The following is an 18,106-nucleotide window of genomic DNA, read 5'->3' as shown; positions in this document are numbered from 1 at the left end:
AAATTAAACCAACTGAAGCTTATAAATTGACAAAAAATCTTCTAGGTTACAAGTTATTAGTTTTTTGTTACATTTCAGTAAATTGGTAGCATGTTGAAATTCACTATGAAGATCATGCTCCGCCGTGCGTAAACCCCGACCACATTCGCTCTCTGAAAGAGTCACTCTTTGAGCGACATGACATCAGCCATAGTGGCGAGAATGAATGGGTATAATGCCAACTCCGTGAATGGGACAAACGGCGCTAACGCACTAAAAAGGGGGCAGCCACACCTGCAAACAATAACCTTGACTACACTACTGTTATTAGCAAATTAAAATAAATTGATTTAATAGGGTTCACTGTGTTTAAAAAACTGCTCAATATGTCCAGCTCGACTCAAATGATCGTTGCCATGCTAATAGGTTTTGCTGTTGGTATCTTTTTCGGTGAATCTGTTGGTTGGTTAAGTTCAATCGGTACGGGTGTCATTTTACTGATGCAAATGACGGTACTCCCTTACATTGTAGTTTCGCTTGTAGGCGGCATTGGAAAATTAAAACCCGATACAGCCAAACTGATCTTCAGCCGTGCAGGCGTTATCATGGTCAGCTTATGGGCATTAGGGTTATTTATTATTGCGTTAATGCCGTTGTCATTTCCGTTTATTGAATCCGCCTCTTTTTTTAGTACCTCCATCATCGAACCCGTTGCCGATATTGATTATTTTAAGCTGTACATTCCCTCTAACCCATTTGAGTCGATGGCGGCTGGTTATGTTCCTGCAATGGTTGTTTTTAGCATTGCGATGGGCTTAGCCTTAATTGGAATGAAAGGTGACAATAAAATTCAATTACTGTCATTTATGCATACTTGTGGTGAAATTTTTGGCCGCATTACTCAGGGGATGGTGAAAGTTTTACCCATAGGTATTTTTGCAATGTCAGCTTCTGCTGCAGGGACCATGGGGGTTGATGAGTTTGCCAGTATGCAAGTTTATTTGATCAGTTATTTTGCCTTGTGTTTATTACTCACTTTTGCGGTATTACCTTGGATTGTCGCCTCGTTAACTCCTATCACTTATTGGCAAACCGTACAGATATCTAAGGCGAGTTTAGTGACCGCTTTTGCCACAGGAAATATTTTCATTGTCCTCCCCGTTATTGTGGAAGAATGTAAAAAAGTCCTTCAACAACATAATCACACCCATGAAGACACTGACACCTTAATTGAAATATTAGTGCCAATTGCATTTACTTTCCCTAATATCGGTAAGTTAACGGTTATTTTATTCGTCTATTTTTGCAGTTGGTTTAACGGCTCACCCATTGAAATCATTGACCAAGTATCACTCTCCGCCAGTGGGTTATTATCACTCTTTGGCAGTGTTTATGTTGCGATACCCTTTATGCTCGACTTAGTACATTTACCTGCCGATTTGTTCCAACTATTTGCTATGTCGGGTTTTATCACCGGTAAATTTAACTCTATAGCCGCGGTAATGAATTTGTTCGTGTTAACGTTACTTACCGCTGCTATGTTTCAAAAGAACCTTAAGCTCTTTCCTCCACAACTCATTAAAATGGCTACAGGACTGGGGGTCAGCGTCATTATCACCGTAGCAGTTTGCCGACTTGGAATGGGGTTATTTATTCACAGCCCAGAAACCACCAGCGGGGTAATTGCTAATATGCAAGTGGCAGATAAAGTCCCGACCATTGTCAAAACACAATACCCTCAAATAGGCGTTACCCCTAAAAGTCCCGTCGCCAATATTGATATGATACGCCAACGCGGCATGCTAAAAGTGGGCTATATCCCGAGTAACGTGCCATTTAGTTATTACAATAATAACGGTGATTTAGTCGGATTTGATATCGCCATGGCAAGCAAACTGGCTGAAGATATTGGCGTAAAAGTTGAGTTTGTGCCTTTTAAAAAGAAAGATTTAGTGGAGTCACTGAACAATGGATACTTTGACATCGCCATGTCGGGGCTATCAACCGATATTGAATTATTAGGCCGCTTAAACTTTACTAATCAAGTACTAGAACTCAATTATGCTATTGCGGCACCGGATCATATGGTGAAACAGTTTAAAACCAATGAATCGATTGCGGCACTCGAAGATGCGACTATAGCGTATGTTGAACACAGCCATTCTGTACAAGAGGCGCAACGTAAATACCCTCACCTGAAGTTTGTAAAACTATCGGGATATCAGGTATTTTTTAGGCAAAAAGACAGCAAGTATGATGGCTTGCTGATCAGTGCTGAAGCAGGTTCAGCATGGACATTATTTTTCCCAGGTTATGGCATCACCTTACTTGAACATAATGTTAGATACCCTGTAGCTTATGCGGTTCAGTCTAGTAACCAATCATTACTGAACTACGTCAATAACTGGCAACAGTTAAGGCAAGTAGATGGTCATCAACAACAATTCTATGATTATTGGATGCTTGGCTTAGGCGCGAAACCGGTTAAACCTCGCTGGTCAATCATTCGAGATGTACTGCACTGGGTTGAATAAACCTTTATTTTTTAACACTGCATCCCCCTATCCAGTTTTACGATTGGATAGGGACATTTTTTGACTAAATAAATTGTTGACTAAAAAATTTAAAATTTATTAACCCTTTTAGGTTTTCTGTGCGTTTATAGCTTTAATCATTATGAATGGAGAGAAAACATGTCTGTTACTACCGCAATAAACCTGAAGCGTAAATCGATTAAAACGCTGTTATTAGCCATGGGATTAACAACAGTATGCATGGTAAACAGTGCAAATGTGTTGGCTGATGAACTCCCCTTTGCCCATATCGAAACCACGGGTAGCAGTGAAATAAGTGTTGCAGCTGATATGGCAAAAATATCAGTTGAGGTGATGGTGAATGCTGAGTCGGCAGCGCTCGCTAAACAAGCTTCTGATAATGCCATCGCCCAAACACTAAAACGTATGCAACAAGCAGGAATTGCTCAAACCGATATAGAAAGTGCCAACTTAAACATCAGGCCACAATATCAATATGCTAAAGATACGCCGCCAAAGTTAATTGCCTACCAAGCAAGCCGTCAAATGACCATTAAGGTACGTCAATTAAGTCAGCTTAATCAGCTACTTGACAGCGCACTCTCTGAGGGCATAAATCGGGTGAGTAATATTGAACTGTTATCCAGTCAACAAGCACAATTAGTTGAACAAGCTCGCCAACAAGCGATAAGAGACGCTCAACATAAAGCGGCGTCTTTAGCAAAAGGGTTTGATAAGGAGATTCAAGGCGTATGGAAAATTCGTTATTACAACCAGCATAATGTCAGGCCTGTAGTGTATAAAATGGCCGCAAGTGAAGCCGCTGATGTAAGCCAAAGTTATCAGCAAGGCCAAGTCACGATAACAGATAGTGTTGAAGTCATCTTTAAATTAAAAGAATAATTTTAAAATAGCTATTTAAATCAATAGTTTTCTTGTATTCAAAAAAATGGTCATGTATTAACATGACCATTTTTATATTCACTAAAATAAGCACGAACACTTATTTTGACTTAGCCTGTTTTACTTTCGGCGAATCATCTTTGCCCATTAAGGCCCTAGATAACAGCACCACGCCCACAATCAAAAAGGGCACACTAAGCCATTGTCCTGCGGTTAAAAATGACTCTTGGTAAGCCGTTAAACTGACTTTTACCGTTTCAATAGCAAACCTTGCGCTGAAAATTAACACCAAAAACAACCCAAAAATACCGCCATATCGTTGTTTTAAGTTGCTCATTTTGTAAATAAAACCTAGCAAAATAAAAATCAGCAAGTAAGCAATCGCTTCATACAATTGAGCTGGGTGGCGAGGGACCATATCCACATGCTGGAAAATAATACCCCATGGTTTTTCAGTGGGTTGACCAATAATTTCTGAGTTAACAAAATTGGCCATACGCACAAAAAAGCCAAAGATTGCCGTTGCTATGGCTAATCTATCGAGCAGAAACAAAAAAGGCAGTCCCATTTTGCGCTTGTAGTAATACAAGGCTAATATCGCGCCTAGCCCACCACCATGACTGGCTAAGCCACCTTCCCAAATTGCCAAAATTTTCATTGGGTTGGCAAAGTAATAACTAGGGTCATAAAAAAAGCAATGAGCTAATCTTGCCCCAACAATAATGCCAATAACACAATACAATAATAAGTTATCAAGTGATGCGACATCTATACCTTCAGCCTGATAGATTTTTTTCATCACCTGAAAACCTGCCGCTATTGCGGTGGCAAATAAGGCACCATACCAATGCACGGTTAGCCCCATGAATGACACTAAAACGGGATCAGCATTCCAAACAAAATGGTCCAAACGGTTACTCCAAAAATAATGACCAGCAATAATGGGCGCTAATGCTACGCCTTTTTTCGCCCTCAATAAAGGCACATAAGATTAAGCTCACAGATAAACTTCAAATAGATTAAGGCTTATCGAAAAAATCGCGTAAAATAGGCTTAAGATAAACTCAAATTAATGTTTTATGCCTGACACTTCTCAAATAAACACCACAGTAATTGAATGCCATGTTGACGTTTGCAGCCCTGAAAACAATGCTGTTGAGCTGTTAGCAACAGAATCTGGCTTATCAAAACAGTTGATTAAACAGGCCATGCAGAAAGGTGCGGTATGGCATAGCCATGGCAAGCAAGTGAATCGTTTAAGAAGGGCTAAAAAAGCGTTGGCAGTGGGTGATAAAGTTCATCTTTATTACAACGATCATATTTTGGCAGAAGTCCCCGCCACCGCCCAGATGCTGTTTGACCAACAGCAATATAGCTTATGGTATAAACCTTATGGTTTACGGTGTCAGCCGTCAAAATGGAGCGACCACACAACCATCAATCGGTTTGTAGAACTCAACACGCAACCACCGCGTAATGCCTACATTATTCATCGGTTAGATAGAGCCGCATCGGGGTTAATTATTTTAGGTCACACCAAAAAAGCGACTGCGGCGTTGGCAAAACTGTTTCAAACCAGAGCACTCGACAAATATTATCAAGTCATTGTGCATGGCCAATTTCCAACTACCCAAGTCACCATTAACACTGATGTCGATAATAAACCGGCGTTATCCCATGCTGACTTGCTGGAATATAATCCACAACTAAACCAATCCCGTGTACAAGTGAAAATTGAATCGGGTCGCAAGCATCAAATTCGTATTCATATGAATAGCATTGGCTTTCCGGTAGTGGGCGATCGACTGCATGGTAACGCTGCGGCAGATGCTCCTGACTTAAAACTATGTTGCTGTAAATTCGAATTTTTGTGCCCGATAACTCAGCAAAAAATGATATTTAACTTACCACAATCTTTACAGCCAAAGTTTTAACTTGCATGATTAGTTGATGTAACGGCGACATTAAAAAAGATTGCAATAAAGACAATCGACAAAAAATACGCCGCTGCCAACCTTCAATGATGCGTACTAAAATTAGCGCCTTATTAAAGACAAACTTTACCCTGTGCTTGTTAAAAGTGAGTAGTAACAAATGAAAAAACAGCATCAACAATCATATGCTGATAAGGAAGCTGACACGCTTTCGTTAGAAGAGCTTCTTGACTCAGTTGAACAAACCGAACAACAGGCCAACGCAGCATTAAATGAAAACCAAGCTGAGATTGATAAAGCCAACAATAGACGCGACTTTATCGTTTTTTTGACCCTAAAAGGGATAGATATTACTCATAAAAGTAATATTGTTGAAGTTGCCAAAAAATTTGAAACCGATGTAAGTACAGTGGCTCAAGACCTCCACACATTAAGCAACAAGGTCACTTGGAAACAACATAAAGCCCGATTAAAAGATAAAATCAACCAACAATTACATCGAAAATCTGCGCTAGTCATTGCGCGTAAAAATGATATATCCAATAAAATGCTGCAATCATTTTCATTTGATGAAGACTCACTGGTTAACCTTGCTCATGAGTTTGAGTGTCGCCCCAGCCATATTGTGGATGATATTCGCCACTTCAAAAAATTCTCAACTCAAAAAAAATTACTCATTGAACAACAAAGCAAAGCACCCGTTATAAAAGCCTTCAGCCGTTTTGCTCGTTTCAATATTAAGTACTAATGATAGCTAAGTATTACTATGTCATAAAAACATCACCTCAAATCCAATACAACTAATTAACACGGTCAGCACAAAGTGATAGCCTAACAATGCCAATCACAAGCATTTAGGTATCGTATGAACAAACATTGTCGCCTTTCTAAACTTTTACTACTGGTGCTTGCTGCTGGCACTTCGAGTTTCAGCTTGATGTCTTTAGCCAAAGATTCACCTCAAGATAACACCTCACAAGCATCTGAGACGGCAGGAAAGAAAAGCTTTATTCCTAACATTAAAGATAACGACACTGCGGTAACCGTATCTAAAGGAAATTATGTTGCCGCACCAATTCCATTTTCAAACCCAACAATTGACTCTGGTTTAGCCGGTGTTTTTGGTTACTTCTATCCTCAAGATGCACATCAAAAAGCCAATCAACCGCCTTCTGTTACAGGTATTGGCGCCATGTACTCAAGCAATAAAAGTTATGCAGCAGCAGTAGGACATGCAAGCTACTGGGACGATAATAATTGGCAATTTAAAGGGGGGGTTGGCTATGCCGACTTAAAATTACCTTTAATTAGTAGTGATGAAAATAACATTGGCTTCAATTTAAATTGGGATTTAAAAGGTGTAGCAGCGTTAGCTGAAATAAACCGCCAATTTGCCAAAAACTGGTATGTTGGCTTAACTGGTATCTACCTTGACCTAAAGCAACAATTTTCCGTCGACATAAGCTCTATACATTTTGAATTAGGTAATGAAGTCCAATCTTTTGGTCTTGGTCCAGCCATCATTTATGACTCTAGAGACGTTCCGACCAATGCATACGATGGATATTACTTTAAAGCTGAGACGATTATTTACGACAAAGCCATTGGCAGTGAGAACGAATTTACATCATATAACCTTGAAGTCGATGGTTATCACCCACTAAGAGAAGACCTTGTTGTCGCTTGGAAATTAAAAGGTTGCGCTAGAGAGGGTGATATTCCTTTATGGGCAGCATGTCGCTTGGGACTGCGAGGCTTTGCTTCAACAGAGTTCATGTCAAGACAGTCATTAGAAACCGAAGCTGAGGCCAGATGGCGCTTCCACAAAAGGTGGGGAATGGTGGCATTTGCCGGTTTAGGAGCGCTTGATGACACCCATTCCAGAATCAACGAAAGTGAAGTTATTCCTAGTTATGGTGTAGGTCTACGCTGGATGATCCAACCTGCCGAGCGAATTAATATTCGTCTTGATTACGCCCGGTCAAATGATAATAACCAAGCCGTGTATTTATCTGTCGGTGAAGCCTTTTAAAGCAGCAAGCCTATCACTAACCATTCTGATAAGTTTTCTAACAATTCATTGATTGCACCTTTGGGTACAATCAATGAATATTGTTACGTTAAATGCAAACCAGTAAAAAATATCTATTAAATAACGATAATAATGATTAAGTAAGGAAGCCAAACACAATGAAGAAATCTCTCATTGCCATTGCCTTAGCGGGAACATTTTTAACCGCATGTGGCTCATCTGATGTAAACACAAAAGTCGACACAGTTAAAACCGCACCGGAGGCCAAAGCCGAACTAGGTAGCTTTGGTATTGATTTAACCGCTCGCAATAAAGCGGTAAAGCCGGGCGATGACTTTTTTATGTATGCCAGCGGCACTTGGTATGACAACTTTGAAATGCCAGCAGATAAAACTCGTTATGGCGCCTTTAATGCCCTTGCTGAGCGCAGTGAAGTACAAGTTAAAGAAATTATCGACGACATTATTAGTCGTGATAATTTAAATGCCGAAGAGCAACTGATTGCAGATTTTTACCACACTTACATGGACACAGATACCATTAACAAACTTGGTATCGACCCAATTAAGCCCACCCTAAGCCAAATTAACGCCGTTAAAAATACTGACGACCTAACCGCAATATTCGGTTCAGCATGGCTAACAGGCGCAAGCTCACCATTATACGGTGGCATGTGGTTTAACCGCTTAGACCCTAACAAATATGAAATGTCTATTGGCGCTGGTGGTTTAGGCTTACCAGACCGCTCATATTACCTTGAAGACAGCGAACGCTTTGTTAACATTCGCCAAGCTTACGTAGACCACTTATCACAAATGCTCGCTTTTGCTGGTATTGAAAACGGTGAAGCACGTGCTAAAGCCATTTTAGCCTTAGAAACTAAAATAGCTGAAGGCCAATGGCCACGCGAAAAACGCCGTAACCGCGACTTAACCTTAAACCAAATTCAACGTGCAGATTTGGCCAAAGAATACCCTAACTTCAATTGGGATCTTTATTTTGATCAAATGGGTTATAAAGTACCACAGTTGAATATGTCTCAGCCTGAGCCTATTAAGGCGATGATTGAATTAGTCAACCAACAGTCACTTGATGTATGGAAAGACTACTTAACCGTACATACCATTAGTAATAATGCCGACTTATTATCTGAAGATATTTACAACGCTAACTTTGCGTTTTACGGTAAAACTCTTAATGGTCAAGAAGAGCCTCGCCCACGCTGGAAACGTGCTGTAGATGAAATGTCAGGAACTCAATCACTCGGCTTTGCCATTGGTAAAGTGTATGTTGCTCGTTACTTCCCTGAATCATCAAAAGCGCAAATGGCCGAATTAGTAGAAAACCTACGTACAGCACTAGGCCAACGTATTGATAATTTAGATTGGATGAGTGCCGACACTAAAGTGAATGCCCGCGCCAAACTAGCCGCCTTTAACCCTAAAATTGGTTACCCAGATGTATGGCAAGAATTTGATGGACTTAAGCTGACTAAAAACGACTTAATGGCCAACATTCACAATTTACGTCAGTTTTTCCATGAAGATAGCGTCGCCAAAGAGCTTCAGAAAACCGACCGTAATCGTTGGGGCATGACACCACAATATGTTAATGCGTATTACAATAGCTCGTTCAATGAGATTGTATTCCCAGCAGCTATTTTACAACCGCCATTTTTCGACCCTAATGCTGACCCAGCGGTAAACTACGGTGGTATTGGTGCGGTTATTGGCCACGAAATGGGGCATGGTTTTGACGACCAAGGCTCAAAGTCTGATGCCAATGGTATTCAGCGTAATTGGTGGACCGACTCTGACCGTGCAGCATTTGAAGCCAAAGCAGATCAGTTAGCAGCGCAATATAGCCAATATGAACCTATTCCAGATAACTTTGTTAATGGCCGCAACAGCCTAGGTGAAAACATTGGTGATGTGGGCGGTTTAGCCATGGCATACCACGCCTACAAGCTAAGCCTTAACGGTAAAGAAGCACCGGTTATTGACGGCTTAACAGGCGACCAACGCTTCTTTTTAGCATGGGCACAGGTATGGAAAGAAAAACGTACTGAGCAAAGTATGCTAAGCCAGCTTCGCGCAGGAACTCATGCCCCAGGTCGTTACCGTGCATTAGCGCCGCGTAACCATGATGCTTGGTACAAAGCCTTTGATGTTAAACCAGGAGATAAACTGTATTTACCTGAAGATGAACGTGTTCGTATTTGGTAATTACTGCAGGTAATCTAATGTAAAAAAAGGCCCTAGCATTCGCGTAGGGCCTTTTAGTATCTATGTGTCAATATCCATTAAAGAGATTGCACGTTATCCATAAAGGTGTAAAAAAACGAAATAGAACCCGCTAATTCTTTGGCTAAGATACGTTCGTTAATGCCATGAAAACGGGCAATATCTTTACCTGACTCAAGCTGTAAAGGAGTATAACGATACACATTAGGCGCAAAAGACTTAGCAGCAAAATGTTTGGCATCCGTACCGCCAACCGCCAAAAACGGTGTCACAATCAGGTCATTGCCCCAAGTTTGGCGAATAGTATGTTCAATTAAATTATATTCTTTACTACCAACAGGTGAGATAGCTGAAGGATTAATTGATTGCGATACATCAGCCACTGTCACTCGTTCATCATTCACTACAGCATGAACCGTTTCAATCACCGACTCAATAGTATCACCCTGTAATATCCTGAAGTTAACTACCGCTGTGGCCGTTGTTGGCAGCACATTTGCTTTAATACCGCCATTAATCATGGTCACAGCGGTGGTAGTACGTAACATAGCTTGAGTTAACGGATGAGCAGACATTCCCTCAATAAACTTTTGCTCTAATGGCGTTAGCTTGTCATCACTACCATATGCCACCGCGCTGTACATATCATGGGTCGACTCGGGTAGCTCTGGGCCTAAGTATCGATATTGGTCACGTAATGTAGAGGTAATTCGATAAGGAAATGGATTAGTTTCTAGTTGGTTAATGGCTTTGGCCAAAATGCCAATATTTGAACTCGCTGGAGGCATAGATGAATGCCCACCCGCCCCGCTCACGGTTAAAGATAAACTAACATACCCTTTTTCGGCCACCGAAATTAACGCTGTATTTTGGGCGATCCCCGGAAATAACCCCGGAGCCATTGGTGCAGCTTCATCTAATACTAGGGCGATTTTTTGGTAACCTTTTTGTTGTTCAAGCACATCAACCAGATGCTTTATACCATCTTCGCCACCCACTTCTTCATCATGGCCAAAAGCAAAAATTAACGTCCGTTCTGGCACAAAGCCGGCTGCAATTTTCATTTCAGCAGCTTCTAAAATGGCATGAATCATTGATTTATCATCAATCGCACCCCGCCCCCAAATATAGCCATCTGCAATCACACCGCCAAACGGGTCATGCTGCCACTGGTGTTTTGTTTCAGGCACAATGGGCACCACATCTTGGTGCGCCATTAACACTACTGGGGCCAGCTCGGGATTAGTGCCTTGCCACGTATACAGTAAGCTGAATTGGCGCTCTTTACCTACTAGCTCTTTTTGTAATGTTTTGTGAACCTTAGGGTAAGAATCCGCTAAAAATTGGTGATAGCCAGTAAAAGCAGCTTCATTAAAGTCATTGCGATCTTCATTTGAAATGGTCGCAAACTGTATCCCTTTCGCTAATCGGTTGGCAGCGCCCTCAACATCAACTTTTACTCGGTTTAACGCAACATCTTTCATTTGCATTGAGGTAAATTCACCTTGCTGCGCCATGATACTGGCCGAAAACAGCAAGGGGAAAAGTGTTAGTTTTTTTGAAAAACTCATGAATATGCCTTTGTTTTTTATTAATATAGGGGGCATATACAAGCCCCCACTAGTCATATTACAACCCAATTGACAACCATAGCCTTAACAAGTGACGTCTTTTATCTGGGTCAATATCGTCTTCAAATTCAGTGCGCGCATGAAGCGTTGTGTGATTTGAAATTAATTGAATATCACCAGGTTCTAATGACATATCGAAACAGTTTTTCGGATCGTTAGCGATTTTTTCGTACATTTCAAATAAAGCATGATCCTCATCAGTTAATGCTTCTACTGCATCATGACGAGGGACAGATTTAAAATAATCTAAGTGATAAAACGTCCGTAATGTTCCGTCTGCATAACAACATGGTTGAACCTCAATAGCACCATCAGGTGAATTAACCTCTTTGTCACGATTATCAACAAAGCGCTTATCAAACAGTTTTTTAGCAAGGTGTGGATGAGAAGAGACTAAATCGTTAAATACCGTGACAGAACTAGCAATTCGGCTATGGCCACCTGCTTTTGCTTTTTTCAAACACAATAAGCCTACTACATCGGCTGCATCACAATGAAAGTTAATATGCGATGCCGTTTTATATAATCTTGCTGTTGGGTCTTCACCTTGAACACCTAAATCATTGACGTGTCCTAGTAAATGTCCTTCTGGGTTTTGCAATCCTGGAGTACCTAAATGCAAGCCAAAACACCAAAAAAATAACTCTGCCTGCGCTTTATTCCAATCATCAACGGGCACACCTCTAATCACTTGAAAACCTAATCCGCGATGAATGGTGTCTCGCCATAAGGGAAATTTTTCGTCTAAAGATGGCAACGGAAAATCATCACGAGTAAGTTCAAGAGTCGGCTTATTTAATGATTCGGCATGAGCAACAGCCTGTTTTATCTCGCTCACTTCTGCTGAAGATAAAATATAAGCCACTTGCTCAAGTGGCGGTAATTCTGAACTTCGCCATGCAGCTGGGCTGTCAACGGCTTGATTGGCAACCTCTTGATGTGGACGATCCAAATAGTGCATTGCTTGCTCTTTGAAACCGAGGTAGTTTTTTAAGTTCATGTTGTGCTCCTTTAATTAGCAAGTTGAATTTTTAAATTGTTATAGCTTGCTAACATTTCCGATATCACCAAGAATATTGTTAGCCTTAAAGAGTAACTAGATTCATGGCATCCTTATTTTGATTGAGATAATGACTGATATTTTTCAACAGTGTATTCAGCATATCTTGTCGACATGCATGGGTGCCTGAACTGATATGAGGAGTCAGTAGGACATTGTCTAATGACAATAATTGCGGGTTAATATCTGGCTCAGTCTCAAAAACATCTAAAGCTGCTGCTTTTATTGATTTGGCTTGTAAACATTCAATGAGTGCAACCTCATCAATTAACCCCCCACGGGCAGTATTAATTAACATGGCAGAGGGTTTCATTAATTTCAGCTTATCGGCATTAATGATATGTTGATTATTTTCAGTTAATTGACAATGCAAGCTCACAAAATCAGCCGCTAATAATAAACTGTCTAGCTGTTCACAAAACCTTGCCCCTAACGCATTCATCTCTTGATTGGGCTTATCGGCATAATAAAGTATATCCATATCAAAGCCTTTGGCTCGTTGAGCTACTTTTTGGCTCACAACATCTGCACCCACTATCCCCAAAGTTTGATGGTGAATAGGCTCACCTATTACTCCCGTCATATTATTTGCCGACCATTGTCCTTGACGAATAAACGCATTATTTGCCACAACCTGCCGAGCTAAGGCTAATAGCAAAGCAAAGGTAAAATCAGCAGTATCATCTTTTTTAACTGGAGTGTTAGTCACTAAAATACCAGCCTTTTCTGCGGCTGCTAGATCAATATGGTCGGTCCCCACACCCACGCTAGCAATTAACTTAATATTGGGTGGAAAAGCGGCTATTTGCTTTGCATCAATCGGAGAAAATGGAGTTGTACAAATAACCTCGACGCCTTCAAAATCCTGTTGATGATCAAAATTAATAAAATGCAAAGTCCCTGCATCAATCATCACTTTCGACACCGGCAAAGCAGCCATAGTTATAATCTTATGATTTATCACTACTTATTTCCCTTATTGGTTCATCTTAAGGTTATTTACCTCAGTACATAAGCAAAACCTAGCACGTTACTATTCAAAAGCTTGGTAAAGTTTGTTGCATTTGGATAAATATTCTCACTTTCCTTTCATATTCCCCCTCCCGCGGCAGTTAAAAAATTGATAACCAAATGTAAAACATGTTGCAAACCGAAAAATAAAAGCGTGCTAACGTGAATTCGTACTTGCTTATAGATAATAAAAAATAGCGATACAAAACCATTGCAAAACACTGTTTTAAAATACTTTTTAAGGAAACACCTTACTGTAAGACCTCCGTCTTAATGTGATATTTAAGCAAAGCTAAATGGTGATTTAATTTTTTAGCTTAAATGTAGGTTTACACAGTAGAAAACAGCAGATTGAAATGGCTGATCAGTAAACAGAATACAGTGAGAGCTTGAAATAAGTGGTTATTAGCTATCACGTAATCAATTGAAAAAGAATAAATAATATTAAAACAACAAGGCTCAATTGGGGAACAATATGAATAATCACTTAATGAAACGTTCGATGCTCACTATTGCCGTATTAACGGCATTAAACTCGCCTAATTTAATGGCAGTTGAAGCTGAAGAATCAACCGACGAAAAATCATCTTCTATGGAAACGATTACTGTTACTTCACAAAAGCGCGTCGAGCGATTAATTGACGTGCCACTGTCAGTAACCAGTGTTGATCAAAAAGAGTTGGCTCAACGTGGGATTAAACAACTACAAGACCTCGGCGATACAGCGCCTAACCTGAACATTAGTGAGTCTATTGATTTTCGCTCATCAGTTTCTATTCGTGGTGTCGGAGCAGACAGTCGAAATATTGGTTTTGATAGTCGAGTAGGCATCTATATAGATGGTGTTTACCTTGGACAATCACCGTCTATCAACCAAGGTTTAGTTGATTTAGAACGTGTGGAAGTGCTTCGTGGCCCTCAAGGTACTTTGTTTGGTAAAAATACCATTGCTGGGGCGATTAACTTAATCTCGCAAAAACCTACCGATCAATTTGAAGGCTCTATTACGGCTAATGTTGGCAATTTTGATGCGCAAGATTATCACTTGAAGCTGAATATCCCTATGGGTGAATCAACGGCAGCAAAAGTGTTTGTCAACCGTGCGGTTGGCGGAGCATATACTAAAAATAATATGACAGGGCAGGATTTAGGTGGCAGAGATGCAACTTCAGGCCGAATTAATTTAGTATCAAATTTAACTGATGCGCTAGAACTTAACTTCAGTGCTGACTATTTAACACATGATATTTTAGCCGTTAACGGCATGGCGCTAACAGATGTGCTCGGTTATGACCCAGCAACAGGCCCTGCTAGCATGATGTTGAATGCCACCAATCGCCAAGACTTAAGCGTAGGCTTCACTGAAGCAACTAAAGATAACTATGCAACATTCTCGAATCGAGATACCACTGAGAAAAAAGATGTTTGGGGAAGCTCAATCACTTTCGATTACACCACCGACAGTGACTACACTTTTAAGTCAATCACCGCTTATCGAAGCACTGAAATGGATATAGACTTATCTTCTGATGTGTCTCCGCTTGATATGTTGCATACCCCTTATCAAGATACCTACAAACAAACCTCTCAAGAGTTTCAGTGGATTTCACCTGACCTTAATAATTTACGCTATTTAGTTGGCGTCTACTTATTTGATCTAGATAGTACTACAGACCGTAAAGCCATCGCGGGTCGCGATATGGATATCTACACACTGCTACTGCCCATTCCATCAACGGGTATCGATTATTCTATGCCTGCAGTTGAATCAGCGGGTTCAGTTGATACCCAAAGTTACGCAGTATTTACCAATGGTAGTTACGACTTTAATGACCAATGGCAGCTAGGTTTTGGTTTACGTTATTCCGCAGAAACAAAAGATGTTGATTGGGCGATTAAAGGGACAAACTCTGGCTTATTCCGTATGGCGACAGCGCATATTGTAGATGACAGAAAAGATGATTTTTTAGCGCCTTCATTGAATTTAAATTATGCAGTAACTGAAGATAGCCAAGCTTATGCTCGTGTTTCAACTGGCTTTAAAAGTGGCGGTTACAATTTAGACTTCGTCACTAATGATGTAATTGATGCGGGTATCGAATTTGATAAAGAAACCGTACTAAGTTATGAACTGGGCTATAAAGCTCAATTACTGGATAACCACTTACGCTTAAGTTCAGCACTATTTAGAGCAGAGTATGATGACTACCAAGTTAACCAATATGTTGATTTAGGCGGTGGACGAACGGCGATTAGCATTACCAATGCGGCAGCGGTTATTTCACAAGGGCTTGAGCTAGAAATGGACTATCAAGTGACTGATGACTTCCAAATTACTGGGTCACTGGGTTTACTTGATGCAACATTTGATAGCTTCCCAGGTGGTGGTACTGCAGGTTCTGATGCATCAGGTAACAAGCTACCTAATGCACCTGAAGTGACTGCAGCACTGGGTGTTCAGTACTACCAAAGTTTGTCGTCGCTAAACTCGACATTAATGTACCGACTAGATTACAACTATACTGCCGAGCAATATTTTTTAGTTAACAATGACGAAAACTACCAAATTCCAGGTACAGGTGAAGTGGTAGACTTTGATAAAGCAGACAGCTATAGCACCCTTAACGCACGCATTACGTTAATGAGTGATATGGATAACTGGCAAGTGTCTTTATGGGGTCAAAACCTTACCGACAGCAACCACATGGTAGAAAGCTATCGTGAGTTCTTTGGTGGTATTAACGCCATTTACGCTAAACCTCGTAGCTTTGGTGTAGAAGCGACTTATAACTTCTAACTCAGAGTTCAAGTTACAGCAAAGAAAGCCCCGATACACAATATGTGTTTCGGGGCTTTTTATATAGACGCTTTTGATTTAGACGCTTTTTATTTAGAAGCTTTCTATTTCTAAGCTGATAAATGCTAGCTTTTGTTTCTGGTTTTAATCATTAATCAAAATGCTTATTGGTTTACATCAACAATGATGCGGCCTTGCACTTTCCCATCAAGTAAATCTTGCGCAGCACTCACCGCTTCATCTAACGAAATCGTCGTTGAAATGGCATTAATCACTTCAGCATCAAGTAGTTCACCTAACTGTTGCCAAGCTTCAATTCTATCAGCCAATGGACGCATCACACTGTCTACACCAGCCAGTGTGACTCCACGTAAAATAAATGGTGCAACAGAAGCGGGGAAATCCATGCCTTGAGCCAAACCACACGCGGCAACGGTTCCACCATATTGCATACTGGCACAAACATTTGCTAACGTGTGGCTGCCAACAGAGTCCACTGCTCCAGCCCAACGCGCTTTAGCCATTGGACGACCCGGCTCAGATAAGCTTGCACGGTCAATGACTTCTTTGGCCCCTAAAGACTCAAGGTAGGTAGCTTGGCTAACACGGCCAGTAGAAGCCACAACCTGATAACCCAACTTAGCTAATAGGGCGATAGCAAAACTGCCCACACCACCATTTGCGCCAGTGACCAACACCTCGCCCTTATCAGGTGTCACGCCATTTTTTTGTAGTGCCATAACACATAGCATAGCCGTATAACCCGCAGTACCTACCGCCATTGCCTGTTGCGGGCTAACATTTTCGGGTAATGGAATTAACCACTCACTTTTTAAACGGGCACGCTCAGCCAAACCACCACAATGCGTTTCGCCTACGCCAAAACCGTTTAATAACACCGTATCACCCACGGCAAATTTATCTGAATCAGACTGTTCTACCACACCCACTAAATCAATTCCCGGCACCATTGGAAATGATCTTACCACTGGGCCTTTGCCGGTAATCGCTAAGCCGTCCTTATAATTTAGCGTGCTATAACTCACCTTAACCGTAACATCGCCTTCACCTAAAACGGCATCATCAATTTGCTGTACTGATGCGCGATAACCTTGATCATCTTTTTCAATTAAAATACCACGAAACATAAACCCACCTTTTAGACCGACCGTCTATTAAAATGCAAAAAAATTTAAAATGATAAATATGCCATAAGTCCACCCAAGGCTTTATGGCAAATTAGTGTTTAATTTTTTGGCAGCCCTGCCTGATAAAAATCATAAAAATCTTGTAATGGTTGATCGCTTTCAACCAATTTTGCACGACTTACCGCGCCTTCCCAACCAACCCAAAATATTTCAGCTAGCTTGTTGCAATCAGCATTAAAGCTAAGTTGCCCGTCATGTTGGGCTTGCTGTAAACATTGAGCTAACCTGTTTTGCCAACTCACAAATATTTGTGTTAATAATGGCCGAAAGCTTTCAGGTAATAGGTCAACTTCTTGCTCTAAGTTACCAATTAAGCAACCCCGCTTATAATTAAACTTAGCCATCCCCTGCTTGGCACTGGCAACAAAAATGCTAAGTCTATCAATGGCCGGTAAACTCTCATCTGACAAACACCGGTCTAATTGATACATAAAAAAGCTGGCATAATTTTCTATGACCGCAGTACCAAAGGCTTCTTTACTGGAAAAGTAGTAATAAAATGAGCCTTTGGGGACACCCACTTTTTTCAAAATAATATCAATACCAGAAGCGGCAAAACCGGTTTCTGTTAACTGTTCAAGCCCACTGCGAATTAATATAGCTTTAGTATCTTGATTATCTCGTGCGTGTTTCGGCGGCCGACCACGGCGAGGTTTACTATTAGTCATTTCCATCCCCTGAATATAGACCACCCGTCTACTAAATAAAACATTTTATGACTTAAATTGCGATCTAAAGCAAAATTGGTTGCTTAGCAGAGTGCCTTTTCCAAAT

General features: G+C 40.8%; 13 protein-coding genes. 7 read left to right on the top strand and 6 right to left on the bottom strand.

Annotated features, from left to right (window positions below; genetic code table 11):
• The first annotated feature begins 344 nt into the window (after positions 1-344).
• Positions 345-2,513, top strand: a complete 2,169-nt coding sequence (locus tag L2672_RS06830) for a cation:dicarboxylate symporter family transporter (RefSeq protein WP_248995080.1) — start codon at positions 345-347, stop codon at positions 2,511-2,513.
• 159 nt (positions 2,514-2,672) lie between these two features.
• A complete protein-coding gene (locus L2672_RS06825) occupies positions 2,673-3,416 on the top strand; it encodes an oxidative stress defense protein (RefSeq protein WP_248995079.1) in 744 nt (247 codons plus the stop codon).
• Positions 3,417-3,516: 100 nt separating this feature from the next.
• Here the strand turns inward: L2672_RS06825 and lgt are convergent, their stop codons facing one another.
• Positions 3,517-4,326, bottom strand: coding sequence for a prolipoprotein diacylglyceryl transferase (gene lgt, locus L2672_RS06820; protein ID WP_248995113.1), 810 nt, complete (start codon positions 4,324-4,326; stop codon positions 3,517-3,519).
• A 169-nt stretch (positions 4,327-4,495) separates the two neighbouring features.
• Here lgt and L2672_RS06815 point away from each other — a divergent pair, with 169 nt between their 5' ends.
• The 4 genes from L2672_RS06815 to L2672_RS06800 all read left to right on the top strand — a co-directional run bounded on the left by L2672_RS06815 (position 4,496) and on the right by L2672_RS06800 (position 9,607).
• Entirely contained in the window at positions 4,496-5,350 is an 855-nt protein-coding gene (locus L2672_RS06815; protein WP_248995078.1) for a pseudouridine synthase family protein, read from the top strand.
• 160 nt (positions 5,351-5,510) lie between these two features.
• On the top strand, positions 5,511-6,098 hold the full coding sequence (locus tag L2672_RS06810) for a hypothetical protein (protein ID WP_248995077.1): 588 nt from the start codon (positions 5,511-5,513) through the stop codon (positions 6,096-6,098).
• A gap of 117 nt (positions 6,099-6,215) precedes the next feature.
• The gene (locus L2672_RS06805) at positions 6,216-7,382 is read left to right on the top strand and encodes a BamA/TamA family outer membrane protein (RefSeq protein ID WP_248995076.1); all 1,167 of its coding nucleotides are present in this window, start codon (positions 6,216-6,218) and stop codon (positions 7,380-7,382) included.
• A gap of 158 nt (positions 7,383-7,540) precedes the next feature.
• Positions 7,541-9,607: a M13 family metallopeptidase gene (locus L2672_RS06800; RefSeq protein WP_248995075.1), complete on the top strand. Its 2,067-nt coding sequence runs from the start codon at positions 7,541-7,543 to the stop codon at positions 9,605-9,607.
• 77 nt (positions 9,608-9,684) lie between these two features.
• On the opposite strand, the gene L2672_RS06795 is transcribed toward L2672_RS06800, so the two are convergent.
• From L2672_RS06795 to L2672_RS06785, 3 genes are all read right to left on the bottom strand, one after another.
• Positions 9,685-11,196: a M20 family peptidase gene (locus L2672_RS06795; RefSeq protein ID WP_248995074.1), complete on the bottom strand. Its 1,512-nt coding sequence runs from the start codon at positions 11,194-11,196 to the stop codon at positions 9,685-9,687.
• Positions 11,197-11,254: 58 nt separating this feature from the next.
• Positions 11,255-12,256, bottom strand: coding sequence for a TauD/TfdA family dioxygenase (locus tag L2672_RS06790; RefSeq protein ID WP_248995073.1), 1,002 nt, complete (start codon positions 12,254-12,256; stop codon positions 11,255-11,257).
• 85 nt (positions 12,257-12,341) lie between these two features.
• Entirely contained in the window at positions 12,342-13,256 is a 915-nt protein-coding gene (locus L2672_RS06785; protein ID WP_248995072.1) for a 2-hydroxyacid dehydrogenase, read from the bottom strand.
• Positions 13,257-13,802: 546 nt separating this feature from the next.
• On the opposite strand from L2672_RS06785, the gene L2672_RS06780 reads away from it, so the two are divergent.
• Positions 13,803-16,124 carry a TonB-dependent receptor gene (locus L2672_RS06780; RefSeq protein ID WP_248995071.1) on the top strand — a complete coding sequence of 774 codons (2,322 nt, stop codon included), beginning with the start codon at positions 13,803-13,805 and terminating at the stop codon, positions 16,122-16,124.
• 164 nt (positions 16,125-16,288) lie between these two features.
• Here the strand turns inward: L2672_RS06780 and acuI are convergent, their stop codons facing one another.
• Together acuI and acuR are read right to left on the bottom strand one after the other, a co-directional pair.
• Positions 16,289-17,272 carry an acrylyl-CoA reductase (NADPH) gene (gene acuI, locus L2672_RS06775; RefSeq protein ID WP_248995070.1) on the bottom strand — a complete coding sequence of 328 codons (984 nt, stop codon included), beginning with the start codon at positions 17,270-17,272 and terminating at the stop codon, positions 16,289-16,291.
• A gap of 98 nt (positions 17,273-17,370) precedes the next feature.
• The gene (gene acuR, locus L2672_RS06770) at positions 17,371-18,006 is read right to left on the bottom strand and encodes an acrylate utilization transcriptional regulator AcuR (RefSeq protein WP_248995069.1); all 636 of its coding nucleotides are present in this window, start codon (positions 18,004-18,006) and stop codon (positions 17,371-17,373) included.
• Positions 18,007-18,106 lie beyond the last annotated feature (100 nt).

It is taken from the genome of Shewanella gaetbuli, assembly GCF_023284065.1.
Lineage (GTDB): Bacteria > Pseudomonadota > Gammaproteobacteria > Enterobacterales > Shewanellaceae > Shewanella > Shewanella gaetbuli.
The sequence above is the reverse complement of the archived record's forward strand: the minus strand, read 5'-3'. Positions and strand labels throughout refer to the sequence as shown.

What these genes read in the sequence shown, in the direction of transcription:
- L2672_RS06825 (WP_248995079.1), top strand. Translation starts at nt 2,673, where the DNA reads ATGTCTGTTACTACCGCAATAAACCTGAAGCGTAAATCGATTAAAACG.
- L2672_RS06815 (WP_248995078.1), top strand. Translation starts at nt 4,496, where the DNA reads ATGCCTGACACTTCTCAAATAAACACCACAGTAATTGAATGCCATGTT.
- L2672_RS06810 (WP_248995077.1), top strand. Translation starts at nt 5,511, where the DNA reads ATGAAAAAACAGCATCAACAATCATATGCTGATAAGGAAGCTGACACG.
- L2672_RS06805 (WP_248995076.1), top strand. Translation starts at nt 6,216, where the DNA reads ATGAACAAACATTGTCGCCTTTCTAAACTTTTACTACTGGTGCTTGCT.
- L2672_RS06800 (WP_248995075.1), top strand. Translation starts at nt 7,541, where the DNA reads ATGAAGAAATCTCTCATTGCCATTGCCTTAGCGGGAACATTTTTAACC.
- L2672_RS06795 (WP_248995074.1), bottom strand. Translation starts at nt 11,196, where the DNA reads ATGAGTTTTTCAAAAAAACTAACACTTTTCCCCTTGCTGTTTTCGGCC.
- L2672_RS06790 (WP_248995073.1), bottom strand. Translation starts at nt 12,256, where the DNA reads ATGAACTTAAAAAACTACCTCGGTTTCAAAGAGCAAGCAATGCACTAT.
- L2672_RS06785 (WP_248995072.1), bottom strand. Translation starts at nt 13,256, where the DNA reads ATGGCTGCTTTGCCGGTGTCGAAAGTGATGATTGATGCAGGGACTTTG.
- L2672_RS06780 (WP_248995071.1), top strand. Translation starts at nt 13,803, where the DNA reads ATGAATAATCACTTAATGAAACGTTCGATGCTCACTATTGCCGTATTA.
- acuI (WP_248995070.1), bottom strand. Translation starts at nt 17,272, where the DNA reads ATGTTTCGTGGTATTTTAATTGAAAAAGATGATCAAGGTTATCGCGCA.
- acuR (WP_248995069.1), bottom strand. Translation starts at nt 18,006, where the DNA reads ATGGAAATGACTAATAGTAAACCTCGCCGTGGTCGGCCGCCGAAACAC.